This window comes from Halanaerobium salsuginis (genome assembly GCF_900114545.1).
Taxonomy (GTDB): domain Bacteria; phylum Bacillota; class Halanaerobiia; order Halanaerobiales; family Halanaerobiaceae; genus Halanaerobium; species Halanaerobium salsuginis.
In genome coordinates, this window is sequence record NZ_FOTI01000096.1 from 1 (window position 1) to 1,342 (window position 1,342).

Sequence of the window (1,342 nt, forward strand, 5' to 3'; positions counted from 1 at the left end):
GGTAACGTCAAGTATTTTGTGTAAATAAATTAATATCGTTCTTCAAATAGTTGAATTAGTTTATCTCTAGCAGCTAAAAATCCCTTTAGTCTTCGTTCTGACCACTTAGAATTATAGTCTAAGATTTTAAGATATAGTATTTTTTCTGCTGCCTTTTCATTTGGTAAACTATTCATTGTTTTAAGTCTTTTTCTGATTTCTTTATTGGCTCTTTCAATCCAGTTAGTTGTATAAATTGATTTTTGAATACTATCTGGATATTTGTAAAAAGTAAAGAGTTCATCTTTATCTTCAAACCAGCTTTGAGCTAAGCGGGGGTAGATTCTATCCCACTTTGAACTGAAATCATTTAAAGCCTGATCAGCAAACTCTCTGCTGGGAGCTCTGTAAATTTTCTTGAGATCTGTAACAATTTCATCTGTATGTTTTTTCTTAACTTTATGAAGAGTATTACGAACCTTGTGAACAACACAGCGTTGAACATCAGCTTTTGGATATACTTTCAGAAATGAGTCAGTTAATCCTGGAAGTCCATCCATAACGCCCAGAAGTACTTGTTCTACGCCTCTAAATTTCAGGTTCATTAGTACTTCTTCCCAGAGTGCAGCTGATTCTGTTACACCAATGTAGAAGTCCAGAATTTCTCTATATCCTTCTTCATTGATTCCAATGATAATATATGCTGATTCATTACCAACATGCTCACGACGAATCTTGATACTCAGAGCATCAATAAAGAGTACACTGTAGCGTTTTTCTAAGGGTCTGTTTTTCCACTGCTCAATTTCTTTTACTGCTACATCAGTCAGGTTGCTAACACTGGTAGCACTGTATTTTTGACCATACATTTGCTCAATTAAATTAGCTATATCACGGGTGGATAGACCTCTGGCATACATTTGGATTACAGTCTGTTCCAGCCAATTATCACGGCGTTTATATGGCTCAAAAAGAGCAGTTTGAAAATCATTGTTTCGATCTCTTGGAACCTCAAGATTTTCAATGACACCGTATTTAGTCTGGAAGTTACGAGAATAATTACCATTGCGGTTGTTGCCAGAGTTTTTACCAGTAACTTCATATTTATCGTAATTTAGAAATTCGGTTAATTCAGACTTAAGCAATTTTTCGAGAAAATTTTTGATCAAATCATTAATCATGTCATCAAAATTCACTTGACCATTGTTGGGTTTTTCAGGTATACTTTTCATGAGGAGTCCTCCTAGTGGTTTGATTTTTTATTTTCGTCGATAAATATATTCAACCACTTAAAGAAGGATTCCTCTTTTTTTATTTTAAAAAAATATCGATATTTAATTTACACAACTTATTGTACATTACT

1 protein-coding gene is annotated in these 1,342 nt (G+C 33.5%); it reads right to left on the minus strand.

The annotated features are described in order from the left end of the window. Nucleotides 1-29: 29 nt before the first annotated feature. Nucleotides 30-1,211 (minus strand): IS256 family transposase, encoded by a 1,182-nt coding sequence (locus BMZ74_RS14300; protein WP_089862878.1) that lies wholly within the window; start codon nucleotides 1,209-1,211, stop codon nucleotides 30-32. Between the last annotated feature and the right edge of the window lie 131 nt (nucleotides 1,212-1,342).